This window comes from Hyphomicrobium sp. 99 (genome assembly GCF_000384335.2).
Lineage (GTDB): Bacteria > Pseudomonadota > Alphaproteobacteria > Rhizobiales > Hyphomicrobiaceae > Hyphomicrobium_B.
On sequence record NZ_KQ031382.1, the window covers coordinates 3,222,014 to 3,248,400 of the forward strand.

The 26,387-nt window shown below is 61.3% G+C and carries 23 protein-coding genes and 1 other RNA gene; 15 read left to right on the forward strand and 9 right to left on the reverse strand.

Annotation, left to right across the window (positions count from 1 at the left end; genetic code table 11):
* Positions 1 to 29: 29 nt before the first annotated feature.
* Both ssrS and G359_RS15555 read right to left on the reverse strand, forming a co-directional pair.
* Positions 30 to 189: non-coding RNA, 6S RNA (gene ssrS / locus G359_RS20130), on the reverse strand.
* Positions 190 to 250: 61 nt separating this feature from the next.
* Positions 251 to 589: a cell division protein ZapA gene (locus G359_RS15555; protein WP_045836865.1), complete on the reverse strand. Its 339-nt coding sequence runs from the start codon at positions 587 to 589 to the stop codon at positions 251 to 253.
* Between the two features lie 66 nt (positions 590 to 655).
* Between G359_RS15555 and G359_RS20585 the strand changes: the two genes are divergently transcribed.
* The 3 genes from G359_RS20585 (at position 656) to G359_RS15570 (ending at position 3,257) form a co-directional block, all read left to right on the forward strand.
* Complete coding sequence (locus G359_RS20585) at positions 656 to 865, forward strand: hypothetical protein (protein ID WP_045836866.1); 210 nt, start codon at positions 656 to 658, stop codon at positions 863 to 865.
* A gap of 274 nt (positions 866 to 1,139) precedes the next feature.
* Positions 1,140 to 2,150, forward strand: a complete 1,011-nt coding sequence (gene gap, locus G359_RS15565) for a type I glyceraldehyde-3-phosphate dehydrogenase (RefSeq protein WP_045836867.1) — start codon at positions 1,140 to 1,142, stop codon at positions 2,148 to 2,150.
* Positions 2,151 to 2,222: 72 nt separating this feature from the next.
* Positions 2,223 to 3,257, forward strand: a complete 1,035-nt coding sequence (locus tag G359_RS15570) for a class I fructose-bisphosphate aldolase (RefSeq protein ID WP_045836868.1) — start codon at positions 2,223 to 2,225, stop codon at positions 3,255 to 3,257.
* A gap of 79 nt (positions 3,258 to 3,336) precedes the next feature.
* Here G359_RS15570 and G359_RS15575 read toward each other — a convergent pair whose 3' ends face one another.
* Positions 3,337 to 5,616 (reverse strand): L,D-transpeptidase family protein, encoded by a 2,280-nt coding sequence (locus G359_RS15575; RefSeq protein ID WP_045836869.1) that lies wholly within the window; start codon positions 5,614 to 5,616, stop codon positions 3,337 to 3,339.
* Between the two features lie 321 nt (positions 5,617 to 5,937).
* Here G359_RS15575 and G359_RS15580 point away from each other — a divergent pair, with 321 nt between their 5' ends.
* The 5 genes from G359_RS15580 to G359_RS15600 all read left to right on the forward strand — a co-directional run bounded on the left by G359_RS15580 (position 5,938) and on the right by G359_RS15600 (position 10,764).
* A complete protein-coding gene (locus G359_RS15580) occupies positions 5,938 to 6,591 on the forward strand; it encodes a thiamine phosphate synthase (protein ID WP_045838095.1) in 654 nt (217 codons plus the stop codon).
* Complete coding sequence (locus G359_RS15585; RefSeq protein ID WP_045836870.1) at positions 6,588 to 7,691, forward strand: SEL1-like repeat protein; 1,104 nt, start codon at positions 6,588 to 6,590, stop codon at positions 7,689 to 7,691. Before G359_RS15580 ends, G359_RS15585 begins: the two co-directional genes overlap by 4 nt.
* A gap of 77 nt (positions 7,692 to 7,768) precedes the next feature.
* Positions 7,769 to 8,563: an inositol monophosphatase family protein gene (locus tag G359_RS15590; protein WP_045836871.1), complete on the forward strand. Its 795-nt coding sequence runs from the start codon at positions 7,769 to 7,771 to the stop codon at positions 8,561 to 8,563.
* A 117-nt stretch (positions 8,564 to 8,680) separates the two neighbouring features.
* Positions 8,681 to 9,730, forward strand: a complete 1,050-nt coding sequence (locus tag G359_RS15595) for a hypothetical protein (RefSeq protein ID WP_045836872.1) — start codon at positions 8,681 to 8,683, stop codon at positions 9,728 to 9,730.
* Between the two features lie 5 nt (positions 9,731 to 9,735).
* Positions 9,736 to 10,764, forward strand: a complete 1,029-nt coding sequence (locus tag G359_RS15600; protein ID WP_045836873.1) for a peptidoglycan -binding protein — start codon at positions 9,736 to 9,738, stop codon at positions 10,762 to 10,764.
* A 53-nt stretch (positions 10,765 to 10,817) separates the two neighbouring features.
* Here G359_RS15600 and G359_RS21035 read toward each other — a convergent pair whose 3' ends face one another.
* Complete coding sequence (locus tag G359_RS21035; RefSeq protein WP_256363863.1) at positions 10,818 to 10,946, reverse strand: hypothetical protein; 129 nt, start codon at positions 10,944 to 10,946, stop codon at positions 10,818 to 10,820.
* A gap of 97 nt (positions 10,947 to 11,043) precedes the next feature.
* Positions 11,044 to 12,867 (reverse strand): ABC transporter transmembrane domain-containing protein, encoded by a 1,824-nt coding sequence (locus G359_RS15605; RefSeq protein ID WP_045836874.1) that lies wholly within the window; start codon positions 12,865 to 12,867, stop codon positions 11,044 to 11,046.
* Between the two features lie 276 nt (positions 12,868 to 13,143).
* Here G359_RS15605 and rpmE point away from each other — a divergent pair, with 276 nt between their 5' ends.
* A complete protein-coding gene (gene rpmE / locus G359_RS15610) occupies positions 13,144 to 13,368 on the forward strand; it encodes a 50S ribosomal protein L31 (RefSeq protein ID WP_045836875.1) in 225 nt (74 codons plus the stop codon).
* A gap of 92 nt (positions 13,369 to 13,460) precedes the next feature.
* Here the strand turns inward: rpmE and G359_RS15615 are convergent, their stop codons facing one another.
* Together G359_RS15615 and G359_RS15620 are read right to left on the reverse strand one after the other, a co-directional pair.
* Positions 13,461 to 14,009 carry a protease adaptor protein RcdA gene (locus G359_RS15615; protein ID WP_052699406.1) on the reverse strand — a complete coding sequence of 183 codons (549 nt, stop codon included), beginning with the start codon at positions 14,007 to 14,009 and terminating at the stop codon, positions 13,461 to 13,463.
* A 380-nt stretch (positions 14,010 to 14,389) separates the two neighbouring features.
* Positions 14,390 to 14,584, reverse strand: a complete 195-nt coding sequence (locus G359_RS15620; RefSeq protein WP_045836877.1) for a DUF1192 domain-containing protein — start codon at positions 14,582 to 14,584, stop codon at positions 14,390 to 14,392.
* 177 nt (positions 14,585 to 14,761) lie between these two features.
* Here G359_RS15620 and G359_RS15625 point away from each other — a divergent pair, with 177 nt between their 5' ends.
* Positions 14,762 to 15,760, forward strand: coding sequence for an NAD(P)H-quinone oxidoreductase (locus G359_RS15625; RefSeq protein WP_045836878.1), 999 nt, complete (start codon positions 14,762 to 14,764; stop codon positions 15,758 to 15,760).
* A gap of 24 nt (positions 15,761 to 15,784) precedes the next feature.
* On the opposite strand, the gene G359_RS15630 is transcribed toward G359_RS15625, so the two are convergent.
* Both G359_RS15630 and G359_RS15635 read right to left on the reverse strand, forming a co-directional pair.
* Positions 15,785 to 16,639, reverse strand: coding sequence for a TIGR01459 family HAD-type hydrolase (locus G359_RS15630; protein ID WP_045836879.1), 855 nt, complete (start codon positions 16,637 to 16,639; stop codon positions 15,785 to 15,787).
* A gap of 121 nt (positions 16,640 to 16,760) precedes the next feature.
* The gene (locus tag G359_RS15635) at positions 16,761 to 19,028 is read right to left on the reverse strand and encodes an EAL domain-containing protein (RefSeq protein ID WP_045836880.1); all 2,268 of its coding nucleotides are present in this window, start codon (positions 19,026 to 19,028) and stop codon (positions 16,761 to 16,763) included.
* Positions 19,029 to 19,363: 335 nt separating this feature from the next.
* Here G359_RS15635 and G359_RS15645 point away from each other — a divergent pair, with 335 nt between their 5' ends.
* The 5 genes from G359_RS15645 (at position 19,364) to fdhF (ending at position 26,379) form a co-directional block, all read left to right on the forward strand.
* Positions 19,364 to 20,107, forward strand: coding sequence for an SDR family NAD(P)-dependent oxidoreductase (locus G359_RS15645; protein WP_045836882.1), 744 nt, complete (start codon positions 19,364 to 19,366; stop codon positions 20,105 to 20,107).
* A gap of 115 nt (positions 20,108 to 20,222) precedes the next feature.
* Entirely contained in the window at positions 20,223 to 21,131 is a 909-nt protein-coding gene (locus G359_RS15650) for a LysR family transcriptional regulator (RefSeq protein WP_045836883.1), read from the forward strand.
* 202 nt (positions 21,132 to 21,333) lie between these two features.
* Complete coding sequence (locus tag G359_RS15655; RefSeq protein ID WP_045838096.1) at positions 21,334 to 21,864, forward strand: NAD(P)H-dependent oxidoreductase subunit E; 531 nt, start codon at positions 21,334 to 21,336, stop codon at positions 21,862 to 21,864.
* A complete protein-coding gene (locus G359_RS15660) occupies positions 21,861 to 23,426 on the forward strand; it encodes a formate dehydrogenase beta subunit (RefSeq protein WP_045836884.1) in 1,566 nt (521 codons plus the stop codon). The genes G359_RS15655 and G359_RS15660 overlap by 4 nt, the downstream gene beginning before the upstream one ends.
* 55 nt (positions 23,427 to 23,481) lie before the next feature.
* Positions 23,482 to 26,379 carry a formate dehydrogenase subunit alpha gene (gene fdhF, locus G359_RS15665; protein ID WP_045838097.1) on the forward strand — a complete coding sequence of 966 codons (2,898 nt, stop codon included), beginning with the start codon at positions 23,482 to 23,484 and terminating at the stop codon, positions 26,377 to 26,379.
* The last annotated feature ends 8 nt before the right edge of the window (positions 26,380 to 26,387 follow it).

The window sequence follows — 26,387 nt, forward strand, 5'->3', positions numbered from 1 at the left end:
CGCAGTCAAACGCTCTACCCGTTGAAAAAGTAAATGCCGCGAAGGCCGTTGGGAACATGATCCCGCGTGGTCCCTACGAGTGTAGGTGGGCACCATATGTCCGAAGCCACGGCTCCGGACAGGGACAGCACCCATGCGGATCTTATAGGCCCCCGGGTCATTTGTCCCTGACGAGCCCCGCAGCACCCCTGATTTAGGTCAGTTGGACGGAAAAATCCAGGGCCAGTCCTGCCTCATCCCCCGATCAGCGCTAGCCTTTGGCTCGCCGCCTGACGGGCTCGATGTCTTCATCTTCGTGATCTTGGTCGGCCTCTTCGGCCTGGATGCTGCGAATAGCGACTGACCTGACCTCGGACGGGCTGCCCTCGAGCAGCTCGTCAACGTCCGCTCGGGCATCAAACAGCTCGTCGGTCACCATGAGGGCAGCCATAAGGATGAGCCGCTCGTCACCGACAGCCCCGTGCTCCTGCACCAGTCCATCGAGCTTAGAACTCAGATAATCGACGATATCGGTCAGACGCCGCGCGTCATGTTCTTCGCACAAAAAGCGATAAGTGCGTTGATTGAAGGTGAACGGGACCTCGGCCATTCTATCCGGCAGCTCCGCCGCTCTCCGCTCGAACGACGCGCACAGTCAACCGCTCTCGTGAAGACTATGAAGCGAATCGAGAACCCAATCAATCCGGTTGAGGGCGTCCGCCGAGCGCTGTTCGAGCTCCGCGATACGCTGTTGCGCGGCGGCCAACTCGGCCCGAAGACGCGCGTTCTCCGACCGGAGCTCAACGTCGCCCATCGGCTTGCGGGTGGACTTTACGTCGTCCCCACGCTTGATTTTTACGGTGTTGCGTTCAGTCATGGCCTCTAATCACCCTTTCGGGCGACACGATTGACGCACCTGTCACCTAATGCTTGCCGTCTACGTTAACTAGCGAAGGTAAACGACGTCAATAAACGAGACCGTGTTTGTACCCTACTGAACGAAAAGATTTGCCGGAGCGTATCTCGGATCGCCGGGGCAATCTGATTGACAGGGGCCTATCAACTGACGTTAAAGACCCGCAATTACTGGCGATAACGGTGATTAGAACAATATCTCGTCAGCCCTAGCATATATCTCTTACCCCGGAGGACCCCCGAGAATGACTGTGAAGGTGGCGATCAACGGTTTCGGCCGCATCGGTCGTAACGTGCTGCGCGCAATCATCGAGAGTGGACGCACGGATATTGAAGTCGTCGCCATCAATGATCTCGGCCCCGTCGAAACGAACGCCCATCTCTTGCGTTATGACAGCGTGCATGGCCGATACCCGAAGGAAGTGAAGGTCTCCGGCGACACGATCGACGCGGGAAGCGGACCGATCAAGGTCACGGCGATCAAGAACCCCGCCGAGCTTCCCCACAAAGCCCTCGGCGTCGATATCGCATTCGAGTGCACCGGCATCTTCACGTCGAAAGAAAAGGCGAAGGCACACCTTGATGCGGGCGCGAAGCGCGTTCTCGTCTCGGCGCCCGCCGACAACGCCGACCTGACGGTCGTCTACGGCGTCAACGAAGACAAGCTGACAAAGGACCATGTCGTCGTCTCGAACGCGTCGTGCACGACGAACTGCCTCGCGCCTGTCGTACATGTTCTGCACGATCTCATCGGCATCCAGCACGGCTTCATGACGACGATCCATTCCTATACCGGCGATCAGCCGACGCTCGACACCTTGCACAAGGATCTTTATCGCGGCCGCGCTGCCGCGCTGAACATCATCCCGACGACGACCGGCGCCGCCAAAGCGGTCGGCCTCGTCATCCCGGACTTGAATGGCAAACTCGACGGCGCCTCGATGCGCGTGCCGACGCCGAACGTCTCGCTGGTTGACTTCAAGTTCGTCGCCAAGCGGAACACGACGGCCGAGGAAGTCAATAACGCCCTTATCGAAGCCTCGAAGTCGAACCGCCTCGCCGGCATTTTGGCGACGACCGGCGAGAAACTCGTCTCGATGGACCTGAACCACGATCCCGCGTCCTCGACCGTAGCCCTCGATCAAACCAAGGTGATCGACGGGAACTTCGTCCGCGTTGTCTCGTGGTACGATAACGAATGGGGCTTTTCGAACCGCATGGCCGACACGGCGGTCGCGATGGCGAAGCTGATCTAACGGAATTCTGACGGGCGCTGCGAACGGCGCCCGTTTTCACGAGTAATGAATTGAAAGCCTACGGAGGCAAAAATGAGCGAAAAACTTGAGGACATCGCCCGCGCGCTCGTTGCGCCAGGCAAGGGCATTCTCGCTGCTGACGAAAGCACGAGCACGATTAAGAAGCGTTTCGATACGATCAAGCTCACCTCGACCGAGGACAGCCGCCGCGATTACCGTGAGATGCTGTTCCGGGCGACGGAGGGCATGAAAAATTACGTCTCCGGCGTCATTCTTTATGACGAGACGCTACGTCAGAAGGCCAAGGACGGCACGCCGCTCGTCGACATCATGAAGGCCGCAGGCTCAATTCCCGGCATCAAGGTCGATCTCGGCGCGAAGCCGCTTGCCGGGCCGACCTCCAAAATCGAAACGATCACCGAGGGTCTCGACGGCCTGCGCGAGCGCTTCGCCGAATACCATAAGCTCGGCGCACGTTTCGCGAAGTGGCGCGGCGTCATCACGATCGCTGATGGCTTGCCGAGCTGGAACTGCGTCAAGGCCAACGCTCACGCGCTCGCCCGTTACGCCGCCCTCGCTCAGGAAGCCGGCATCGTCCCGATCGTCGAGCCTGAGGTGTTGATGGACGGCCCGCATTCGGGCCACGACATCAACGAATGCTACCGCGTAACGGAATGGACGCTGCGCACAGTATTCCGCGAACTTTACGACGCGCGCGTCCAGCTCGAAGGCATCATCCTGAAGCCGAATATGGTCATCGCAGGCCAGAAATCGCCGAAGCAGGCGAGCCCGGCCGAGGTTGCCGAAAAGACGATCAAGTGCCTGAAGGAAACGGTGCCGTCTGCGGTTCCCGGAATTGCGTTCCTGTCGGGCGGCCAATCGGACGAAGCAGCGACCCAGCACCTGTCGCTCATGAATGCGTCGGGTCCGTTGCCCTGGCCGCTGACGTTCTCCTACGGCCGCGCATTGCAGGCCGCAGCGATCCAGGCATGGGGCGGAAAGCCGGAAAACGTTGCAGCCGGTCAGCGCGCCTTCACGCATCGCGCCAAGATGAACAGCCTTGCTGCTCTCGGCAAATGGAGCGAAACGCAAGAGAAGGCTGCCTAAAGCAGGCAAGCCCGATCTCGAAACAAAAAAGAGCGGATCAAACGATCCGCTCTTTTTTTGTGTCTCTGTCGTTGCCAGTTCAGTTCAGGAAGATATTCGACAGCGCATCCTGAATGGTGCCGCCGGTGCTCTTGCCTTGCGGCTTTTGCTTCGCGGAAGCGCTCTTCTTTGCGTCCTTGTTCTTCTTCGAAGGCGGCGGCGAATCCATCATGCTGTCCGAACCAGCATCGCCGACTGTGGTGGCGCCGCGCCGATCGTTGGACGCGCTCGGCACTTCAGAAGCATTCGATTCGGTCGGGTCGATCGCTTCCGGTGCGGTGTAGCGAACCGGACGCCCACGCAGCGCCGACATGATCCGGCCGTCGTGGCCGTAGATGTCCGAGTACGTCTGCAGGCGACCATCGTCATCGACCCGAGCGGTGAAGTACACCAGATAGACCGGCACTTCCTTCGTCAGCGTAACATTGGCGCCGCTGTCCCAGAGCTGTCCGACCTTCTCGGGCGAATAGCCCTTATCCTCTGCGAGAAGCACCTCGGCAGTCCGGCGCGGTTCCTCGACACGCATGCATCCGTGGCTCAAAGCGCGAAAGCTTTGACCAAAGAGGCCGCGCTCGGGCGTATCGTGCATGTAAACGTCATGCCGGTTCGGGAAGCGGAATTTGACGAGACCGAGCGGATTGTCCGCGCCGGGCGGCTGAGTGAAGCTGTAATCCCGGACGTCAGCCGTGTTCCAGTTCACTGAATCCGGATTGACCGGCTGGCCCTTGTAATAGACTTGCAGCTTATAGGCCTCCAGCACGCGCGCTCCGCCGCTGCTACCGCCACCGAACAGCTGGTCGAAGAAGCCGATACCGGTACCACCGCCGGACGCGCTTCTAAGGCGCGGCAGAAGTTCTTTGGCTTTGATGCCGTCGGGCATGCCCCAGCTCGGATGGAAGATCACGAATTCCATCTTGGACGCGAGCACCGGAGTCGGCCACGAGGGCTGACCGACGATCATTTTCTGCTTCAGCTCGAGTTCGTTGCCCTTCCAGATTTCGCTGGTGAACTCAGGAATGTTGTTCATCACGTAGAACGGACCGAGATCCACCGGCAGCCAGCGCCAACGCTCCATATTGACGATCAGCCGGTCGAGATGCTGCTTCGGATCGATCTTCTTCGGCTCACCGGCCTTGTTCAGCGCCGCGCGTAAGCGATTGTTCACGACGCCATTCGCCTTGAAGCCGTTGTCCTTTTGAAAGGCGCGCACGGCGTCAGCGAGTTCATCGTCATAAACACGCTCGTCTGCCGGGTTGGCGGCCGGCACCTTCAAGCGCTGGCGCAATAGCGCAACCTGATCGTCTTCCGCGCCGGGCTTGAATTGCTTGCCGTCCGGCAGCTTGATGAGAAGGGCCGGATCGATCGCCTCCTCCTCCTGCTTCGGGCCCCGCGCCTTCAGTAGCGCTTGGCGCAACCGCTCGAAGCCGACATGCTTCGGATTGAGACCGCGCAGATACGCATCGGGCTCGGCGACGCTCGCCAATTCGCTGACGACCTTCTTCGGATCTTTAACCGGCGGCTTCATGTCGAGAATGTTGCTCAACGCGACGGGATCGAGACGGCCGCCCCGCGCAAAGCGCGCATATTTCAATGCCGAAAGCGTCAGCTGCGCTTCCGCTGCGCCCTGTGCTTCAGGGCTTGCACCGCTCGCAATTTCCGGCACCGGAAAATCGGTTGGCTCGAGGCCCCAATCGTCTGCGCTTCGGAGTGTCGAGATGACAGCCTTAGCTTTATGCGTGTACGCACCGTCGTGCACCCACACAGGTTCGGTCCGCGAGTTGTAGAAGTCGCGTGCTGCCGCAATGTCCTCACCGACGTTGTTCCGGCCGGCGAGAGATTTGTCGCCGAGCGTCGTCCGCGCCGCCTCTACGATCGGACTGACAGGTGGCGCGACAGGTGCCGCAACGGCCGGCGTCGCTTCGGGCTTCGGCTGAGTTGCAGTGTCAGCGGGTGCAGCCGAGGCGGGAGCGACTTCCGGAGCCGGGCTGGCAGTTGGCTGCGATACATTCGAAGCGGGAGCGGGCGCGGGCGCTTCACTCGCAGGCGGCGTTACGGCGGCCGTCGAAGGCGCGGGATCGGCCGGAGCTTCAGAAGGCGCTGTTGCAGGCAGCGATGAAGGTGCTGTCGCTGCCGCATCTTTTGCAGCATCTGAAGAAGGAAGTGCGCCGGTCGTCGCCGGGGTGCCGGACGGCGGAAAATACGTCGTCGTACCGTCTTGCGAATTCTGAACAGTTGGCTCAGCCATGGCAGCAGGAACGCCGCCGATCAAGCCAATCCCCAGCAAGCTGACGCCCAGAAGGCGAAGAGAAGATTTATTCATTCCCCGTTTGGCTCCGATAGGCGAGAGGCGCGGCGATGCCAGCGTTGCCGACACTACGTGAGCCCTCAAGTTGGCGGAAAAACGCCGGAACACAGAGATAGGCGACAATCGCCCGTCCCCCCAAAATGGTAAACTGCGTAAGCCCCGGAATCCGGCGAAAAAACCGGTCCGTGACTAAGAAAACTCGAATCGGCTTGAGTATATCCCCGTTTACTGCAACCCAGTGCGGGAAACGTCGTTGCCCAACACTACGAATGCGCCCGCTTCTTGTTTCTGCCGCAATCGGCTTCGAAGAGCGGGCCTGAACCGGAGCCTTATCGCTTGTCGAGCGCCACCAGCCTTTATCTAGATTTCGAGATCGATGCGGGATCAACCGCTGCGCACGCGTCGAGCTTGCTCAACGCGGCGTGCGATGCCGCGCCGATCGAAAGCGTCCTCATCCGTGCCCCGGAAGGGTCAGCGCTCGACGAAGCCATCGCTCGCACGCTCATCGCACAGATTCAAAAACGGAATATCGCGGCCCTCGTCGCATCCAGCCTGGACGAGGCCACGAAGCTCGGCGCCGACGGCATCCATTTGCCCTGGTCGCGCGATATCGTTCGCCAGTTCAAAACGTTGAAGCAATCGGCCCCGTCGGGAACAGTCATCGGAGTCGATGCCGGCCGCAGCCGTCACGACGCGATGGAAATAGCGGAAGCGGGCGCCGATTACGTCGCCTTCGGCGTTCCACCCCACGTCGAGGATCGCGAACGCGCTGCCGAGCGCCAGCTCGATCTTGTCTCCTGGTGGCACGAGTTGTTCGAAATCCCCTGCGTCGCCTTTGATGTCGATGATGCGGACGCTGCGCATTCCCTCGCAGAAGCAGGCGCAGACTTCGTCGCCGTGCGCCTTACATCCGCAGATCCCGAACAAACGGTCGCCGTTAAAGCGCGCGAATTTTCCGAAGCTTTGAAAACTCCGGAGCCAGCGAAATGATAGGACGCGCGGCGAAATTCGCCGCCCCTCTCGCGCTATCGGCGCTCTTCGGCTTTACCGCCGCCGCTCCGCTTTCCGCGGACAGCAGCTCGTGGTTCACTCGGGACACCGAAACGCCCGTTCCGAAACTAGCGCCCTCGCCGAAGAAGCCCGCTCAATCGAGCGCACCGTCGAACGCACCCGCGCCAGGCGGAACGTCCGACATCCGGAAATCAATCCCCTCGACGGTACCAGCAACCGGCGACGACGCGGCGTACACGGCGTTCGATCAAGGCCAGTATCTGACGGCTCTGAAGCTCGCCGAAGAAGCAGCCAGCCGTGGCGAACCCCAGGCCAACACGCTGATCGCGCGCATCTATACGGAAGGTCTCGGCGTCCAGAAGGACGATCGCAAAGCCTTCGAATACTATAAGCGCGCCTCCGACCTCGGCGACATACAGGGCACGTTCGCGCTCGCCATCTCGTACGCCGAAGGCCGCGGCGTGAAGAAAGATCGCAAAGCCGCCGCCGAACTTTTCGAAAAGGCGGCGCTGACGGGGCAAGCCGAAGCCAACTACAATCTCGGCCTTCTTTTCCTCAAAGGCGACGGCAAACCCGAAAATCCCATTCGCGCCTTCCAGCACATCCGCTACGCCGCGGAAAAAGGCTTGCCGCAGGCTCAATACGACCTCGCCGAGCTTTACCAGTCCGGAACGGGCACGAACGCCGACGCGCTGGAAGCTGCCCGCTGGCTGTCCCGCGCTGCCGAGCAGGGCTATCCCGAGGCCCAGTACGATTACGCGGTCCGCCTTATCCAGGGCATGGGCCTGACGAAAGACGAGCCCAAAATTCCAATCCTAATGAAGGCCGCCGCCGACAAGGGAATAGCAGGCGCCCAGAACCGCTTGGCCTACATCTATTTCGACGGCATCAAGGTAAAGAAAGATCCGGTCGAAGCAGCCAAGTGGCGGCTTATCGCCAAAAAGAACGGCTTCGACGACCAAGAGCTCGACGCGCGGATTGCGAACATGCCGAAAGCCGACCGCCAGAAAGCTGAGGCGGCAGCATCGGCCTGGGCGGACCGCATCCGGGTCGACGCGGGCATGGCCGAGGGCCCGTAGCCTTTCAGTCGCCTTGCCACTCGGGGCAAGAGCCGTTAGAGCCCGGCACTCCCCTTTTTGCGGCCGGACCAACGAAAATGAACAACGTATCCCCGACCCTCAACGTCATGATCTCGGCTGCGCGCAAAGCGGGCCGCAGCCTCATTCGTGATTTCGGCGAGGTCGAGCAGTTGCAGGTCTCGATCAAAGGACCGGCCAATTTTGTTTCCGCCGCCGACCACAAGGCCGAAGAGATCATTTTCCGGGAACTTTCAAAGTCCCGCGGCACCTACGGCTTCCTCATGGAGGAGCGCGGCGAAATCGTCGGCGCCGACAAAACGCACACATGGATTGTCGATCCGCTCGATGGAACGACCAATTTCCTGCACTCGAACCCTCTGTTCGCAGTCTCGATCGGCCTCGAACGCGAAGGCCAGCTCGTTGCGGGCGTCATCTACAATCCCGCGAGTGACGAGCTTTTCACGGCTGAAAAGGGCAAAGGCGCGTTCATGAACGACCGCCGCCTGCGGGTGGCGGCTCGCAAAAACCTCGGCGACGCACTCGTGACGACCGGCATCCCCCACCGCGGCCGCGAGGGCCACGCCCGCTATCTCAAAGAAATGGACGTGCTGATGAAGGAAGTGGCGGGCATCCGCCGCACAGGCTCAGCCGCACTCGATCTCGCGTTTGTCGCAGCCGGCCGTTTCGATGCCTACTGGGAGCACAATCTTCAGCCGTGGGACGTTGCGGCAGGCATCGTCATCGCCCGCGAAGCTGGCGCTTTCGTCACTGATCTGAAGGGTGGCGACAAGATGATGGAAACCGGCGACGTTCTCGCCGCAAATGCCACCATTCACAAAGCTCTGGGCTCATATCTCATCAATAAAGCCTGAATCGGGCTGCATAGCCGCGGGCTAGCCGCGACTTCGGCATGATGTTGCCCGTTTTCGATGGGACAGCCTTGCGCTAATGTTCTGGCGGACAGCGGGGCGTTCCGGAGGCGAGGACTAATGGCCAAAATCCGCCCGGGCGATGCTTCGGCACTCGCTCCGGTATCAAGGCGGCTGACACCACCTGGTGTGTTTTTGCTGCGCATGACGATCTTTTTGACCTTGGTCGGCTTTCTCGCCGCCATTCTTTTTGATCAGTTGCAGCACTCATTCCTGAACAATCCCGGCCTCAACGGCTTGATTGTCGGAGCGTTGGCGCTCGGCATCGTTTACGCCTATCGCCAGGTTTTTCGCCTTTACCCCGAAATTCGTTGGGTTAACGCCTTCCGCATCTCCGATCCGGGCCTGTCGATCAGCGCCCGCCCCGTGCTCCTGGCGCCCATGGCGACCATGCTGCGCGACCGGACCGGCACGCTGTCGCTCTCGACCGCAGCCATGCGCTCGTTCATGGATTCGATCGGCTCGAGGCTGGACGAAGCCCGCGACACCGGCCGCTACCTGGTCGGCCTTCTCGTCTTCCTCGGCCTCCTCGGCACCTTCTGGGGCCTCCTCGAGACGATCCAGTCAGTCGGCGCCGCCATCGACACCCTCGACAGCAAGGCGACCGATAACGTCCAGCTCTTCAGCGATTTGAAAGCCGGCCTGTCCGCGCCGCTGAAGGGCATGGGCACAGCCTTTTCGTCATCGCTGCTGGGCCTCTCCGGATCGCTGATCCTGGGGTTCCTGGAGCTTCAAGCGAGCCATGCCCACAACCGGTTCTACAACGAACTCGAGGAATGGCTCTCGGGCATCACCGAGCTGACGCCCGCAGGCACCGGCGCCAACACCAACGACTACGTCAATCGCCAACTTCTGTCGGCAGTCGTCGAAATGCAGCGGTCGCTTGAGGACTTCGCAAACCGCGTGGTCGATCAGGCCGCCTTGCCCTCCAAAGGGACACCCGCCCAGGACGACGTGCGAGACCTTGCGCGCGGCGTCAACCAGCTCGTGACCCAAATGCGCTCGGAGCAGAAAGTCGTCCGCGAGTGGGTCGATGAACAGGCGCAGAGCCAAGCCGAGGTTGCCCACATGCTACGCAACCTCGCTGACGCCATGAAGCGCGGGGTCTAAGACCGATGGCACGCGGACGTTCCCGTCGCGGCGGTGAGTACGGGGAGTTCTGGCCTGCCTACGTCGACGTCCTGTCGACGCTGCTTCTCGTCGTCACCCTGCTGATGTCGATCTTCATGATCGCCCAATACTTCTCCGCTCAGGAAAGCACGGGAAAGGACTCCGCCCTACAGCGTCTGACCCAGCAGATCAGCGAATTGACCTCGATGCTGTCGCTCGAGAAAGGCAAGTCTCAGTCGGCGCAGGACGACCTTTCCGCGCTGCAAGCCTCGCTCTCCGCTCTGAAGGCCGAGAACGAGAAATTGACCGGCGCCGGGCTTGGCTCCGATGAGCGCGCGAAGGCTGCCGAAGGACGCATCACGGCACTCAGCTCCGATCTCGACAAGCAGAAGAATATTTCAGCCGAAGCCCTATCGAAAGTCGACCTGCTCAATCAGCAGCTCGTCGCGCTCCGCCGCCAGATCGCCGCGCTGAGCGACGCCCTGGATGCGTCCCAGAAGAAGAGCACCGAGAGCGACAAGACCATCAAGGATCTCGGCGCCCGCCTCAACACCGCACTCGCGCAGCAGGTGCAGGAATTGAAGCGCTATCGTTCGGACTTCTTCGGCCGCCTCAGAGAGCTTCTGAAAGACCGCAAAGACATCCGCATCGCGGGCGATCGCTTCGTGTTTGAATCGGAAGTCCTGTTCCCGGCAGGATCGGCAACGCTGACGCCCGAAGGCGACGCTGCGATGGATCAGATCGCTTCGGCAATACTCGAGCTGCAAAAGGAAATTCCGCCCGACATCGATTGGGCGCTGCAGATCAACGGTCACACCGACGTCCGCCCGATTTCACGCTCGCAGTTTCCGTCGAACTGGGAACTATCGACAGCGCGCGCCTCGTCCGTCGTCAAATATCTAATCTCGAAGGGTGTCCCACCTGATCGCCTCGTCGCCGCCGGCTACGGCGAGTTTTCGCCGATCGATACCGGCCTGACGGAAGAGGCCTTCCAGAAGAACCGCCGCATCGAGCTGAAGCTGACGAACCGCTAAGGGTTTTTTGCGGATCTGCGCGAACACAGAAAGCCCATGCCCTTTCAGGCAATTTATGTAATGCCGAGGGTGTAGGCGAGCCAATGGATCGTCTCGCCGTTGTTGTACGAAATATCGTACACGAAGCAGCCAAACAACACGACAATGACCGTCAGAGCCTTCATAACGCTAATAATCAGCATGCGGACATTAATGGCTGATTAAAACACGTTGAAATGGACGCATCGCGACCTGCTCCCACAAGGGGAGCCGCGATGCGCGACATAGAAAGTCTGATGCCTACTCGGCGGCTTCGCGCCCGAACTGCAGTTCGGCCAAATGCGCGTAAATCCCGCCACGGCGAACCAGCTCGATATGCGTGCCGGCTTCGACGATCCGGCCCTTCTCCATGACGAGAATGCGGTCGGCCTTCTGCACCGTTGCGAGCCGGTGAGCGATAACGATCGTCGTCCGGCCACGCATCAAGTCTTCGAGCGCCGCCTGCACCGCGCCTTCGCTCTCCGCATCGAGAGCGCTCGTTGCTTCGTCAAGCAGCAGGATCGGCGCGTTCTTCAAAATCGCACGCGCGATGGCGATGCGCTGACGCTGGCCGCCGGAAAGCGAAGTGCCCCGTTCGCCGAGCTTCGTATTGTAGCCATCCGGAAGACGCCGGATAAACTCGTCTGCCTGGGCCGCCGTCGCCGCACGGCGAACTTCTGAAAGCGTCGCTCCGGGCGTTCCGTAGCGAATGTTTTCAGCGACCGTATCGGCAAAGAGCGCGACGTCCTGCGGCACGAGCGCGATACGCCGGCGGAGCGCCGCCAGGTCGGCATCGACGACATTGACCCCATCGACGCGAACGACGCCTTCATTCGGATCGTAGAAGCGGAGCAGCAGATTGAAGATGGTCGTCTTGCCCGCGCCCGATGCACCGACGAGCGCCAGCGTTTCGCCGGCGTTGGCGCGAAATGAAACGGCGTTGAGCGCCTTCTCCGCTGGATGCGTCGGATAGGCGAACGTCACGTTCTCGAAAGCGATGGTGCCGGTCGACGGCTCCGGCAACGGCGTGGGTTTGTCCGGCGAACGGATGTCCGGGATCGTCGCCATCATTTCCGAAAGACGCTCAGCCGCGCCCGCCGCTTGACTGATCTCGCCCCAGACTTCCGACAGCTCCGCCAGAGCCCCCGCTGCAAAGAGCGCATAAAGCACAAACTGTCCGAGCCGGCCGCCGGTCATGTCGCCTTCGACGACTTCGGATGCGCCGTACCAGAGCACGCCCGTCACGCTGACGACGGTGAGAAAGATCGCAACGCCCGTCAGCGCCGCGCGTGCGAGCATCCGGCGTTTCGCCGCGCTGAACGTCCGTTCGACGGCGCGCGAGAAACGATCGGAAACCGTCTTCTCGTTCACGTAGGCTTGCATCGTCCGGTAGGCGGCGAGGTTCTCGGAGGCATAAGCCGAAGCTTCGCCGAGGGTGTCCTGAGCCTGTCGCGACAAGCGGCGAACGACGCGGCCGAATCCAACGAGCGGCAGAACGATGATCGGGATCGCGAGAAAGACGAGAGCCGACAGATTGGCACTCGTGATGAACATCATGATGAGCGCGCCGACCAGCATGATCGCATTGCGCGCGGCCTGGCTCAGCGCTGAACCGGCGACGGCCTTGATCTGCGTTGTATCCGCCGTCAGGCGACTCATGATCTCGCCCGAATGGTTGAGATCGAAGTAGGCCGGGCCGAGCTTCGCAAGCTGGGCGAAAACCTTCGTCCTAAGGTCCGCGACAACCCGTTCGCCGATCCAGTTCACGAAATAGAAGCGCGCCGGACTCGCAATCGCGATGAGAAGGCCGATGCCGATCATCGTCGCGAAGTAGTTGTTGATCAACGTCGAGTCGTTGCTGGCGAAGCCATTGTCGATCATCCGCCGCACGGCAAGCGGCACCGAAAGCATCGCAAACGCCGAAACGACGAGCGCAATGATCGCACCCCAAAGGGCGCCCTTATGGGCCAGGATCAGGGGCTTGAGGGTTAGGAGCGGTTTGAGGGCCGCACGCTGGGAGCGCCGCGTACCCTCGTCGGCGGTTTGAGCCCGTCCGGAGCCCTGATCTGCAACGTCGCTGCTCATAAGCCTTTTTTGGTCCAAAGCTCGGGGAAACAAGATGTTTCAACCCTGGAGCCGGCCCGGACCATGCCCCACGAGGCCGCCGGGCTCAAGAGACAATGGGCCGCTTTTTGCCCGGCAATCCTTACGGTTTACTCAGGTTCGGTGCGTTATCCGGCCTTGTGCCGCGTACTCATCTCGGCTAAAGAACGGGCCAATTCAGTCCCCTTTGCAACGAACCGGGGCCGAGGCTCGTCAGAGCTTCGCCGTGAAAACGCATTACAAGACGGACCCAAGGCTATGAAGAAAGACGCTGACCTCCACCCGGATTACCACCAGATCACGGTGGTTATGACCGACGGAACGGAATTCTCGACCTATTCGACCTACGGCAAGGCCGGCGACAAGCTGACCCTCGACATCGACCCGAACACGCACCCGGCCTGGACCGGCGGCGACGCGAAGTTGATGGACCGTGGCGGCCGCCTGTCGCGCTTCAAGAAGAAGTTCGAAGGCATGTTCTGATCGCGGAAGCGCGATCGAACGAACGCTGTCTCTGGAAAACAAAAAGCCCGGTCGCGAGACCGGGCTTTTTCAGTTCCGCACCGAACTTGAATTCAGCTGAATTTACCTGCAAACGCGCGCTCCAACAGGCCAACCTGCTGTGCGACCGGATTGACGGCCGCTTCCGGCGTGTCGGCAGCCGAAGGCTTCGCCAGAACGCGATCGAGCTGCGAAATGCGATCGTGCAGCTGGAAGCTTTCCTCGATCAGGCTCTGCAGCCCCTGAGGAAGATCGGAATAACCTTTGACGTGCGAAGGCCGGCCGAAGGCCTGCAGCTTCACGCGGCGGCGTTTCTTCAACGCCTCTTCTTCCGTGATCTCACCCTCGCGCAGAGCGCGACGGATCAAAAGCCAGGAGGCGAGGTCGAGCAGCCGAGTCGTCAGCCGCATGCTTTCGGTGGCATAGAGCACGCCTACGCCGCCGACGAGATTCTTGGCTTCTTTACGTCCTGGTCCATCAAGGTAGCTAGCCGTACGCTCGACGAGCGCCATGCCTTCCTTGAAGATGTGGTCGAACTGCTCGGAGGACTGAAACCGCTCACCGAACGAGACCGTTGTGGCGCCGCCCATAGGCGCGCCGTCCACGCGATATACGTTACTCATGACCCTCAACGATACAAACGCTTACCCGTCCGCAACTGCTACCACGAACTGACATTAGTGCACCATAGTTAACAAGAACGCCCAAAACGGGGCAGATATCCCCAGTTGGGCGAAGCTCCTGTGGACAATGCAAAAAAAGAGCCGCCCTACTCGAGCGGCTCGAAAGTCAACAGGGAGGCGTCAATACAGCGGCAGAGGGGCCGCGTATATCCAGATGGCCTGGATCGACACACAAGATGCCGCGATATGCTTAAGGTTGAGTTAAGCTGTGTAACGCGCCGCGCACTGCACAGTTAGCAAATCGGGACAGTGTTCGAGTTTGACCCTTCTCAAAATCGAACAGCCTAGAGCGCATTTCAAATAAAGCTTTCAGAACTTCTTCACGATTTGAAAAGCGCGCGGGCCGCCGCCTCGTGCTGGCGCTTTCGTCCCAGCTCGACGTTGACGCGCGCGATCTCCGCTTCGAGATCCTTCACCCGTTTTTCAAGCTCGGCGACTGACAGCGTTTCGAGATTGTCTCCGATGGCCGCGCCGCTGCCCGACTTCTTTGGCGGCATGAGATCATCGAGGTCCATGGCGGTTCCTCCAATTCTCTTTTTCGAGAGCTTATTTGAGATGCACCGAGCGGTCGAGCCTTGGTCGCGTCATCGGCGAGACCGGTGGAACGAACCCTTGCCGTCGATCCGATCCGCTTGCCCCAACGGACATGAGAGTGCATTCCTCTCGCCGACCTTAACGAGAAAGCGAGCGATATGAATCTGCCGACATCGATGAAAGCCGTTGCTATCGCGGGATCGGGCGGCCCCGAGGTGTTGAAGCTGACCGAAGTGCCGGTTCCGCAACCCAAACCCGGCGAAGTCTTGATCAAGGTTGCAGCTGCCGGCGTAAACCGTCCTGATGTCCTTCAACGGCAGGGAAATTATCCGGCGCCCAAAGGTCATTCGGAGCTGCCGGGCCTCGAAGTTTCGGGTGTGATTGCGGCGCTTGGAGAGAAAGCTGATCATTTCGCCCTCGGCGATGCCGTCCTGGCGCTCGTCCCCGGTGGCGGATACGCCGAATACGTCGCGGTGTCCGAGCTGTCCTGCATCAAAAAGCCGGACGCGATCTCATTCGTCGAAGCGGCAGCGATCCCGGAGACGTTTTTCACGGTCTGGCACAACGTGTTCGATCGCGGCCACCTCAAGGACGGCGAGAAATTCCTCGTCCACGGCGGCACAGGTGGCATCGGCGTCACCGCGATCCAGCTCGCGAAAGCGTTTGGCGCGACCGTCTTCACGACCGTTGGTTCCGACGAAAAATGCGAAGCCGCACGCGCGCTCGGCGCCGACGTCGCAATTAATTACCGAACTGCTGATTTCGCGCAGGTGATCAAGAGCGAGACCGCCGGCAAAGGCGTCGACGTGATCCTCGACATGGTCGGCGGCGACTACATCGAGAAGAACATTCGCTCGCTCGGCGACGACGGTCGTCTCGTCAACATCGCCTTTCAGAAGGGCTCCACCGCAACGGTCGACTTCATGCGCGTGATGCTGAAGCGGCTGACGCTCACCGGATCGACATTGCGCATTCGCTCGAACGAAGTGAAAGGCCACATCGCCCGCAGCATCGAAGAGCACGTCATTCCTCGCATCGCCGCGGGGCAGATCAAGGTTCCAATCGACAGCACCTATCCCCTCGCCCAAGCGAGCGAAGCCCACGCGCGCATGGAGAGTAGCGAACATATCGGCAAGATCGTCTTGACGGTCGCCTGAGCGGCGGCCTCGAAAGCGGCTGGATTACCAATCCAGGCTTTTCATCACCGCGACCGGCTGCGGCTTATCCGATGGGAAAAGCCGCCCGGCCGCCTCGGCGAGCGCTTCATCCGAGCGCACATGAACACCGCTCGCGATGAAGACCGAACGAATCCCGAAATCCGCGGCGCCCGCGATGTCCGTCGCAACGCCGTCCCCGATCGCGAGCACGCGGTCCTTGCCAACGGCGCCCCCGCGCAGATCCGATCCAGTGCGCAGCGCCAAATCGTAAATCGGTTGATAGGGCTTGCCCGCATAACTCACGGCGCCACCCAGCGCCGCATAAGCAGCAGCGATCGCACCGGCGCAATAAATGATGCGGCCGCCGCGCTCCACCTTCAAATCGGGATTGGCGCAGATCATCGGCACGCTGCGCGCCTGGAGCTTTTGAAACAGCGCCGAATAATCGTCCGGCGTCTCGGTTTCGTCATCGTAGAGCCCGGTGCAGACGGCGACCTCCGCATCGTCAGCGGATGCGCCGGGTACAGCACCAAGTCCAGCGAAAATCGGCAGATCGCGTCCCGGTCCGATATGGAGGATGCGCCGCCCAGCCCAGGCTTCGATCAGGCTCCGGGAAACATCGCCCGAACTCACGATCCCATCGTAGGCGGCACGCGATACGCCGATGCCGTCGAGCTGGCGCATGACGCTCTCGTGCGGACGGGGAGAGTTGGTGACGAGCAGCGCTGTCCCGCCCTGCTTCCGGAAAGCCTCGCAAGCCCCGACCGTTGACGCGAACGGCCGAACGCCATTGTGCAGCACGCCCCATATGTCGACGAACCAGAGGTCGGACGAGGCGGCAAACGGCGCGATGGAAGCGATAAGCGGAATGGCGGTCATGCGAGGCCCTTACGCGAGATCCGTGAATGCGACCTCGATTTTCGGCCTATAAACGAGCCGGAGCCGGACTGTCATCCGGCTCCGTCGTCACACGTTGTTTTGGGCAGTCGCGCTCGGTCGGTTATGCGGCGGCCGAATGATTGGCGGGCGCACCGCCGCCATTCACGTTGACCTGACGCGGAGCGCCAAAGAGCGGTCCCTGGCCAAGCAGAACGCCCGCTTCAAGCAGACGCTTCTGCGTCGCGGCATCGGTAATCCCGCTTGCGATGACCGACAGACCCGCCAGCGTCGCCCGCTGCAAGATCTCGTCCGCCGGCACAAAGCGATCGCGAGCCGTCATACCGCTCAGAAGCGTTTGTGCAGCGACCCGGACGAACTGGAAGCCGGTTTGCTGAAGCGTCGCGAAGTCCGTTCCCATGTGCTCGACCTGATCGAGCGCAAAGCGGAAACCGAACGAGTTCATATCGCGGAGCGCCTGCCATGCGGCCGGCGTCAAGCTATCGAGCGAATGCTGAGAGAACGTCAGCACAAGCTGCGCGGCAATTCTCGGCCGGGCTTCGTAGGTGTGAGCGAAGGATTCAAGGAATGCCCTGCTCGTGACCGACGATCCGAGGAAGTTCGTCAACAGCAAACCACCCCGATCGCGAGCATCCATCCGAGCCGCGAGAGCCGCGGCGCGATTGAGACGCTCGATATCAAAGCGCGAATCGAGTTCGCCGATCAAAGCGAAATCGTCTTCGTTCAATTCCAGAACATCGCCGCCGGGCGACCGCAGATTGGTCGTCATCTCGTAATGCCCGACCGAATGCTCCGCGAGGGTAACGATCGGCCCGAGCATCACATCCAGCATCTCGTCTTCGATCGCGCGCGCAATCGCGGCTGCACGGGGCGGCAATTCCGGCGTCGGCGCCGCTTCGGCCGCGAACTCCAGAATCGGCAGCTCAGGAAGCGTCAGTTCGGGAAGCGGCAACGCCTCTTCTGCTTTGACACGCGCTGGCTCCTCGAAACTCGGCTCTTCGAATCCTTCCTCTGCGCTCAGCTCTTCTTCCGGCTCGAAACCAGCGATACGCTCGGCAGTCGCCGGAATGATTAGCTCTCCGAGGCCTTGCGACGGCGCGGGTGACGGCTCCGTCGCGGCCGGCGGAACGAACGCCGGTGCCGGTGTTGGGGCTGGTGCTGGTGCCGGGGCGGACGTCGCTGCCGGTGCCGGTGCAGGAGTCGTGGCCGGAGCCGACATCGGCTTCGACGCTGCCGTATCGAGCGCAGGAACAAAATCGCCGAACGAAGGACGTTGCCGCATGGTGTTGGCAACCGCCCTGAGCGCACCGATGGAATCCTCAAGCGCGCTTGAGGGCGACTTCGCGCGGTCGTTTCCACGCACGGGCTTCGGAGCGCGCATCGCTTCGGCGGCGTTCACTTCGTCTGCGAGTTCTTTGATCTTCCGCTGAACCAGCTCGAGATCGCCCTCGATCGTCATCGCTGTATTGCTAGGCAACGTTGCGTCTATGGCAGGCGACCAGCTCGGAGGGGGCGTCAAGCCTTTTGCCTGCGGCTGCTGTGGCTGCGCGTCGACACGCCGGCGGAACGACCAGCGCTCACGGCCCGCCTCGGGGGCCGGCCTGTCGGCCACTGGAGCCGAGAACGTCGGACGGTCTTTGGCCTCCGATGGCGGCGTCAACGGCGCTTTCACAGGAACCTCGAGGAACGGCTGCCCTGCCGGTTGCATGAAGGCGCGCGGCGCGGGACGTCCTGACTTGTCGGCACCAGACATAATGTCGGCAGACGCGAGAGGGCGTGCCGTCGGATGATCCGCGGCAACCGGCTTTTGCTGCGGCTGCGGTGCACTGACGGGTTGCGCCGGCGAAGCAGCTTCCGGGCGCGGCACCAGATTGCCGATATCGCGGCTGAGTTCGCGGATCCGCGCTTCCGGCGTGCTGGAAACCGGCGCAACGGGAGGCCCAGGTACGGGAGACACGGTGGCAGCAGCGGTCGGACGCGCCGGCGCGGCCTTCGCCTTCACCTCATTCGGCTTCGCATCGTGACGCGTCTGCGCAAGCTCGGCTTTGAGCTGCGCAATCTGCGCGGATTTCTGAACCTGCTTGTGAACCAGCATCGACAACGCCAGTACGACGGCGCCCGTGGCGAGCGAAACGGGCAGCGAAAGACCAATCTGTGCAAAGCACATCATGGCAATCGCCGCCGAAACGATCAGGATAGAAACCAAGATGAGGCCGTCCCTCGATTGTTGCTCGGGCGGCGTCTCGGTTGCATCACCGGTTGTAGGCGCAGCGGGCCCCGACAGTGGAGCGGGTCCGAGAGCCTGCGACGGCGCAGCGATGTCGAGCGGAGCGACACTGGCCTGCGGCTTTGAATTGTCCTGCTTTGTCATGGTGTTCCAGGCTGCCTTCGATTCGTCTTACTCCAACCTTCGCAGACGGATGAACGGAAGCAATGTACCGGTGACCGCTATCACCACCTTTTCGCGCGTCATCGGCACAACCGGTGAGATCATACCCCCGGCGGGGCGCGGAGGTCACACGATTATACTTGGCGAACATATGTTCCGCGGCGGTGCATAGTCGCAAAAGCGCCCTTGACCTGTCTCCCGCAAACCCGAATCGGCGCGCTGTTTAGGTCTCGTTAGGCGAATCGGCGTGCTATCGTGCGACCGACGGCGCCTCTCGCGTTCGCCGGTTTAGCGTAGTGTCAGGAGGGGAAGAGCGCATGTACATGGATCGAGTGGGTGCCAGCGTCGAAAGTGAAGTCTCGAGTGAACTTGCGCGGGCGCGCATCCTGATCACGGGTCTCACGGGCGTAGCAGGCGTTGACGTTGCACGCGCGTTCGCGGATCTGAAAGCGCGCCTTGTTGTCCATACGACCGACCTTTCCCCCGAACTGGTCGAACTGGCCGCGCTGTTGACGCAAAGCGCCAGCGAAATTCGCCTCCACACGCTCGACATATCAAATGCCGATTGCGCCGCGAAATTCGCGCAGACGTCGGCCCAGACCTACGGCGGCCTCGATGTCGCAATCAATATGACGTCGATCTCCTCCACCGAAATTCAGTCGCTCCGCGCCGACGGCGATCTCGAAGCCCTCGTATCGGCGAAACTTGCCCCGCTCGCCCAGCTGACGCGCGTCATCGCCAACCGCATGTGCGTGGTGCTGAGCGAAGGGATGGTCTTGAACGTTCTGAAAATGCCCGAGCCCCAGGATCGCCGCACCGCCGCTGTTGCCGGTTTCGCGCGCACCGCGCTCGCTGCAATGATTGCTAACGAAGCCCGCGAATGGGGCGGCAAAGGCATCCGCATCAACGGCGTCGGTCCGCGGGCCTTCTATGATGGCAGCCGCTCCGGCGCGTACCTTACCAATGAGCCCGACGTTGCGACGCTGGCGCTCCATCTCGCATCGCGCCGTGGACGTTCGCTTTCGGGCCACGTCTTCGACGCTGGTGGCCCCGAATTCTAAAACCCTCAGCAGACTTGGACGCCCGTGCGGGCCGATCGAGCCATGAATGGGCGGCTCGATTGCATTTGATTATTGAACCGTCGATGATTAGCCCTCTCTCGGGAGAGAGAGACAAATGGACATCCGGCAGCTTCAATATCTCGTCGCCCTCGCACGCGAAAAACATTTCACGCGTGCGGCCCAGGCGTGCAACGTCACGCAACCGACGCTCTCAGGGCGTATCCGCCAGCTCGAGCTTGAGCTTGGCGTGCCGATCGTGGAGCGCGGTCAGCGTTATCAGGGGCTGACCCAGGAGGGAGAGCGCGTTCTCAAGTGGGCGCAACTCATCCTCAACAACTGGGCCTCGATGCACCAGGAGCTGGCCCACCTCGCAATAAGTGACTTCGGCCTGACCGGCAGGCTGACGCTCGGCGCCATACCGTCCGCGTTGCCTATGATCCCCTACCTGACGCGGGACGTCCAACGCCTGCATCCGCAGATCAACTTCACGATCATGTCCATGAGCTCGGAAGAAATTCTGCGCGGGCTCGAGGAATATTCGATCGACGCCGGCATTTCCTATCTCGACAACGAACCGATCAACGGCCTCATCGCGACGCCTCTCTATTCCGAACACTACTGTCTCTTCATCCCCGACGGCCACCCCCTGGCCGATCGTGAGACCGTGACTTGGCGCGAAGCGGCCGAATTGCCCCTCGGACTGCTGACGTCGAACATGCAGAACAGGCGAATCATCGACCGGGCTTTTCACGATGCCGGATGCCGCCCCTCGCCCGCACTCGAAACCAACTCGGTGATCAATCTTTATTCAAATGTCAGGCTGATGCAGCTCGCCAGCGTGATGCCTCATTATCTCTTGGAGCTGCTCGGCAGCGACTCCGGACTGAAGGCCATCCCCCTGGTAGAACCCAAAGTCGCTCACAGTGTTGGGCTGGTTACACAGGATCGCGATCCTGTCGCACCCCTCGTCCGCGCCTTTCAGGCGGCTGCCGCCAAATTTTCAGTAAACATTATTTCTTCATGAGAAACGGACACTTAGTCCGTCTCCTTTGCCTCAAACTATGAGATTTCCCGCAGTTATTGCGTCGCCCCATAGATGAAATCTATGATGAGATCGACCATATCGATTTGAATACCAGGGCGGGATGCCACACTTAACCACTATGCGGCAAAGTGGCTTCCTGCGTCACGGCGACCGCCAACAAAACACTGAGGAAACGCCAAACATGGCGAAGAAGGCCGGTAAACAATCAAACGGCTCACGGGTGGAACAATTCCCCGCTCCGACCCCTGCTGAGGTCGCAGCTCTGGCGGTATGTGCGCGCCATGGAAACAAGCCCGACGAGCTTCTCGAGATCTTCCACGACTTGCAGCACCAGCTCGGCTACGTGCCGGACGCCACGCTGCCGGTGATCGCTAAGGCATTAAATCGTTCGCGCGCTGAGATTTACGGCGTCCTGACATTCTACCACGAGTTCAAGCGTCATCCGGTCGGCAAGCACGTCGTCAAGATCTGTCGCGCCGAAGCTTGCCAGGCAATGGGCACCGACGCGCTATGTCAGCACGCTGAGCGATCGCTGCGCACCCCCCTTGGTGGGACCACGGCCGACGGCCTCGTCACCATCGAGCAGGTCTTCTGCCTCGGTAACTGCGCGCTGTCGCCCGCGATCATGGTTGGCGAAAAGCTTTACGGAAAAGTCGATCCGAAACGTTTCGATGATATCATCGGCGGACTCGAGAAGGAGGCCGCGGAATGATCAAGGTTTTCGTACCCCGCGATGCCGCAGCGCTCTCGGTCGGCGCCGATGAAGTTGCAGCCGCTATTTCTTCGGAAGCAAAGAAGCGCAAGCTCGACGTTGAGATCGTCCGCAACGGTTCGCGCGGCATGCTCTATCTCGAGCCGCTCGTCGAAGTGGAAACTTCGAACGGTCGCGTTGCCTATGGTCCCGTCGCGGCAAGCGATGTGGCAGGCCTCTTCGATGCAGGCTTTCTCGAAGGCAAAGCCCATGCGTTGGGCCACGGCCTGACCGAAGAAATTCCCTACTTCAAAAATCAGGAACGGCTGACGTTCGCGCGCTGCGGCATCACCGATCCCCTCTCGATCGAAGATTACCGCAAGCACGGCGGATACCAGGGGCTTGCGAAAGCCCTCCAGATGAAACCGATCGACATCGTCACGGAAGTGACGACCTCGGGCCTTCGCGGCCGCGGCGGCGCGGGCTTCCCGACCGGCATCAAATGGAAGACGGTTCACGATCTTCCTGCCGGCGAAAAGTACGTGGCTTGCAACGCCGACGAAGGCGACAGCGGCACCTTTGCCGACCGCATGCTGATGGAAGGCGATCCATTCTGCCTGATCGAAGGCATGACGATCGCAGCCGTCGCGGGCGGCGCGCAGAAGGGTTACATCTACGTCCGTTCCGAATATCCCCACTCGGTGCACGTTCTGCGTGAAGCCATCGAGATCGCACGTCGCGCCAACTGGCTCGGCGATAATATTCAGGGAACGAATTTCTCGTTCGATCTTTTCGTGCGCATGGGCGCGGGCGCCTACATCTGCGGCGAAGAAACTTCCATGCTCGAAAGCATCGAGGGCAAGCGCGGCATCGTTCGCTTCAAGCCCCCGATCCCCGCGATTGAGGGTCTGTTCGGCAAGCCGACGATCATCAACAACGTGATGAGCTTCGCCGCCGTACCGATCATCATCGACAAAGGCGGAGAGTTCTATCGCGACTACGGCGTCGGCCGCTCGCGTGGCACGCTCGCATTCCAGATCGCCGGCAACATCAAGCAAGGCGGACTTGTCGAGAAGGCCTTCGGCGTCACGACGCGTCAGTTGATCGAAGACTGGGGCGGCGGCACGGCGACCGGCCGTCCGGTACGCGCTGTCCAGGTCGGTGGGCCCCTCGGCGCCTACATCCCGGAATCCAAGTTCGACGTGCCGATGGACTACGAGGAATTCGCCAAGGTTGACGCGATGGTCGGCCACGGCGGTCTCGTCGTGTTCGACGATACGGTCGATATGGCCAAGCAGGCCCGCTTCGCGATGGAGTTCTGCACGATCGAAAGTTGCGGCAAGTGCACGCCCTGCCGCATCGGTTCGACACGCGGCGTCGAGGTGATCGACAAGATCATCGACGATGTCGATCGCACGAAGAATTTGGCCCTGCTCGAAGATCTATGCGTGACGATGGCGGACGGATCGCTCTGCGCAATGGGCGGACTGACGCCGTTCCCGGTCATGAGCGCGGTTCGTGGTTTCCCCGAGGACTTCCACAAGCCGTCACCGAATAAGTTTCTAGCGGACGCTGCAGAGTAATTTCAGGATTAGACATCCTCAACGAGGACGCTCGATGAACCACCACGTCAAGCCGATGACCCTCATCAAAGAGATCGACTACGGCACACCCACGCCCGAGATTCACGAAGCCACCAAAATGGTGACGCTGGAGATCGACGGCCAAGAGATCACGGTTGCCGAAGGCACGTCGATCATGAACGCCGCGATGCAGCTCGGCATCCAGATTCCGAAGCTGTGCGCAACCGATAGCCTCGACGCCTGGGGCTCATGCCGCCTCTGTCTTTGCGAAATCGAAGGCCGCAGGGGAACGCCCGCTTCGTGCACGACGCCTGTCGCGCCCGGCATCAAGGTCCAGACGCAGAATCCGCGCCTCGCCAACATCCGCCGGGGCGTCATGGAGCTTTACATCTCCGATCATCCGCTCGACTGCCTGACCTGCGGCGCCAATGGCGACTGCGAGCTTCAAGATATGGCGGGCGCCGTTGGCCTCCGCGAAGTCCGCTACGGCTACGACGGTGAAAACCACGTCTTTGCAAAGCGCGCCGATGGCGAAGCCAATGACCGCTTCAAGCCGAAGGACACCTCGAACCCCTACTTCCAGTTCGATCCCTCGAAGTGCATCGTCTGCTCGCGTTGCGTCCGCGCTTGCGAAGAAGTGCAGGGCACGTTCGCGCTGACGATCGATGGCCGCGGCTTCGCCTCGCACGTTTCTGCCGGTATGGACGAAGAGTTCCTGGCATCGGAATGCGTGTCGTGCGGCGCCTGCGTTCAGGCCTGCCCGACGGCAACCCTGATCGAAAAGTCCGTGCTCGACCTCGGCCAGCCCGAACACTCCGTCGTGACGACCTGCGCCTACTGCGGCGTCGGCTGCTCGTTCAAAGCCGAAATGCGCGGCGAGGAAGTCGCGCGCATGGTGCCTTATAAAGACGGAGGCGCGAACGAAGGGCACTCCTGCGTCAAGGGTCGTTTCGCCTTCGGCTACGCGACCCACAAGGATCGCGTGCTGACGCCGATGATCCGCGAGAAGATCACCGATCCGTGGCAAGTCGTGTCGTGGGACGAAGCGATCAACTACGCCGCACAGCGCCTGAAGGAAACGCAGGCGAAGTACGGCAAGGATTCGATCGGCGGCATCACGTCGTCACGCACGACGAACGAAGAAGTCTACGCCGTCCAGCGCATGGTCCGCGGCGCCTTCCACACGAACAACATCGACACCTGCGCCCGCGTCTGCCATTCGCCGACCGGCTACGGCCTGAAGCAGACGTTCGGTGAATCCGCCGGCACTCAAGACTTCAAGAGCGTCGACAAGTGCGACGTCATAATGGTCGTCGGCGCCAATCCGACCGACGGTCACCCCGTCTTCGGGTCGCGCATGAAAAAGCGCATCCGCGAAGGCGCAAAACTGATCGTCATCGATCCGCGCCGCACCGACATCGTGCGTTCGGCGCACGTCGAAGCTTCATACCATCTGCAGCTTCAGCCTTCGACCAACGTCGCGATCATGAACGCCATCGGTCACGTCATCGCGACCGAAAACCTGATCGACCGCAAGTTCGTCAAGCGCCGCTGCGAGCCGACCGACTTCTATCGCTGGGAAGAGTTTATCAAGCGGCCGGAAAATTCACCGGAAGCGACGGAAGTGCTCACCGGCGTTCCGGCGCAGCAGGTTCGCGAGGCGGCCCGCCTCTATGCAACCGGCGGCAACGCGGCCATCTACTACGGCCTCGGCGTCACCGAACACAGCCAGGGCTCGACGATGGTCATGGCCATGGCCAACATCGCGATGGCCACCGGCAACATCGGCCGCGAAGGCGTCGGCGTGAACCCGCTGCGCGGTCAGAATAACGTGCAAGGCTCGTGCGACATGGGCTCGTTCCCGCACGAGCTCCCGGGCTACCGTCACGTTTCCAACGCGGACGTTCGCTCCATCTTCGAGAAGGAATGGGGAACCAAGCTCGAAGGCGAGCCGGGCCTGCGCATCCCGAACATGTTCGATGCGGCATCCGACGGCTCGTTCCGCGGTATCTTCATCCAGGGCGAGGACATCGCCCAGTCCGACCCCAACACACACCACGTCGAGCACGCGCTGTCGTCGATGGACATCGTCATCGTGCAGGACCTCTTCCTGAACGAGACGGCAGCGTTCGCGCATGTGTTCCTCCCCGGCACGTCGTTCCTCGAGAAGGACGGCACGTTCACGAACGCCGAGCGCCGCATCAATCGCGTGCGCAAGGTGATGCGCGAGAAGCAGGGCATGCCCGAATGGGAAGTGGTCTCGCGGATCGCGACGGCGATGGGCCATCCGATGCGTTATAACAATGCAGCCGAGATCATGGACGAGATCGCACGCGTCACGCCGACGTTCGAGGGTGTCTCCTTCGCCCGGATCGAGGAACTCGGGTCTATTCAGTGGCCGTGCAACGATGAGCACCCGACTGGCACGCCCGTCATGCACACGGAAGAGTTCACGCGCGGTAAGGGCCGCTTCATGCTGACGGGCTTCGTCCCGACGGCAGAACGTTCCAACCGCAACTTCCCGCTCATCCTGACGACGGGGCGCATCCTGGCGCACTACAACGTCGGCGCCCAGACGCGGCGCACCGACAACGTCGCATGGCACCCCGAGGACATCCTCGAGATCCATTCCAGCGACGCGGAAATGCGCGGCATCAAGTCTGGCATGAAAGTGTCGCTCGCGAGCCGCGTCGGCGCCACGACGCTGACGGCAAAAGTCTCTGACCGCATGCCGCCGGGCGTCGTCTATACGACCTTCCACCATCCGGTGACGGGCGCGAACGTCATCACCACGGACAACTCGGACTGGGCGACCAACTGCCCCGAGTACAAGGTGACGGCGGTGCAGGTGACCGTTTCCAACCACCCGTCCGAGTGGCAGGCGGAGTGGCAGGAGCGCGAACTCGAGAACAAGCGCATCGCCAAGGACAAGAAGCTGGAACCGGCAGAGTAATCTCTGCC

Coding starts and splice junctions, on each gene's coding strand:
- G359_RS15555 (WP_045836865.1), bottom strand. CDS start 589: ATGGCCGAGGTCCCGTTCACCTTCAATCAACGCACTTATCGCTTTTTG.
- G359_RS20585 (WP_045836866.1), top strand. CDS start 656: ATGAAGCGAATCGAGAACCCAATCAATCCGGTTGAGGGCGTCCGCCGA.
- gap (WP_045836867.1), top strand. CDS start 1,140: ATGACTGTGAAGGTGGCGATCAACGGTTTCGGCCGCATCGGTCGTAAC.
- G359_RS15570 (WP_045836868.1), top strand. CDS start 2,223: ATGAGCGAAAAACTTGAGGACATCGCCCGCGCGCTCGTTGCGCCAGGC.
- G359_RS15575 (WP_045836869.1), bottom strand. CDS start 5,616: ATGAATAAATCTTCTCTTCGCCTTCTGGGCGTCAGCTTGCTGGGGATT.
- G359_RS15585 (WP_045836870.1), top strand. CDS start 6,588: ATGATAGGACGCGCGGCGAAATTCGCCGCCCCTCTCGCGCTATCGGCG.
- G359_RS15590 (WP_045836871.1), top strand. CDS start 7,769: ATGAACAACGTATCCCCGACCCTCAACGTCATGATCTCGGCTGCGCGC.
- G359_RS15595 (WP_045836872.1), top strand. CDS start 8,681: ATGGCCAAAATCCGCCCGGGCGATGCTTCGGCACTCGCTCCGGTATCA.
- G359_RS15600 (WP_045836873.1), top strand. CDS start 9,736: ATGGCACGCGGACGTTCCCGTCGCGGCGGTGAGTACGGGGAGTTCTGG.
- G359_RS21035 (WP_256363863.1), bottom strand. CDS start 10,946: ATGCTGATTATTAGCGTTATGAAGGCTCTGACGGTCATTGTCGTGTTG.
- G359_RS15605 (WP_045836874.1), bottom strand. CDS start 12,867: ATGAGCAGCGACGTTGCAGATCAGGGCTCCGGACGGGCTCAAACCGCC.
- rpmE (WP_045836875.1), top strand. CDS start 13,144: ATGAAGAAAGACGCTGACCTCCACCCGGATTACCACCAGATCACGGTG.
- G359_RS15615 (WP_052699406.1), bottom strand. CDS start 14,009: ATGAGTAACGTATATCGCGTGGACGGCGCGCCTATGGGCGGCGCCACA.
- G359_RS15620 (WP_045836877.1), bottom strand. CDS start 14,584: ATGGACCTCGATGATCTCATGCCGCCAAAGAAGTCGGGCAGCGGCGCG.
- G359_RS15625 (WP_045836878.1), top strand. CDS start 14,762: ATGAATCTGCCGACATCGATGAAAGCCGTTGCTATCGCGGGATCGGGC.
- G359_RS15630 (WP_045836879.1), bottom strand. CDS start 16,639: ATGACCGCCATTCCGCTTATCGCTTCCATCGCGCCGTTTGCCGCCTCG.
- G359_RS15635 (WP_045836880.1), bottom strand. CDS start 19,028: ATGACAAAGCAGGACAATTCAAAGCCGCAGGCCAGTGTCGCTCCGCTC.
- G359_RS15645 (WP_045836882.1), top strand. CDS start 19,364: ATGTACATGGATCGAGTGGGTGCCAGCGTCGAAAGTGAAGTCTCGAGT.
- G359_RS15650 (WP_045836883.1), top strand. CDS start 20,223: ATGGACATCCGGCAGCTTCAATATCTCGTCGCCCTCGCACGCGAAAAA.
- G359_RS15655 (WP_045838096.1), top strand. CDS start 21,334: ATGGCGAAGAAGGCCGGTAAACAATCAAACGGCTCACGGGTGGAACAA.
- G359_RS15660 (WP_045836884.1), top strand. CDS start 21,861: ATGATCAAGGTTTTCGTACCCCGCGATGCCGCAGCGCTCTCGGTCGGC.
- fdhF (WP_045838097.1), top strand. CDS start 23,482: ATGACCCTCATCAAAGAGATCGACTACGGCACACCCACGCCCGAGATT.